This is a genomic window from Bartonella sp. AA2SXKL (assembly GCF_042197205.1).
Lineage (GTDB): Bacteria > Pseudomonadota > Alphaproteobacteria > Rhizobiales > Rhizobiaceae > Bartonella.
In genome coordinates, this window is record NZ_JBHIRN010000136.1 from 1 (window position 1) to 273 (window position 273).

The following is a 273-nucleotide window of genomic DNA, read 5'->3' on the forward strand; positions in this document are numbered from 1 at the left end:
AGAGTTAAAAAAGCAAATGATTTTTTTCTCAATATGAGAGAGAAATCAGAAATCTAATCTATAGAAATATCATCTCTAAAATTATTTGTATCTCACTCATTTGAAGAGAACACTTAATTTTTTTGATTCTGTCTATAGTAAGAATATATTGCTATGCAGTTTCATTGACAAATATTTTCTTTATAACTCGCTTGTTTATTCTATACTCCAATTTCAGAGATACTGACATGTGGCAACAAAATTGTAGAAAGAAACGCTCTGCAGAATTTTAAA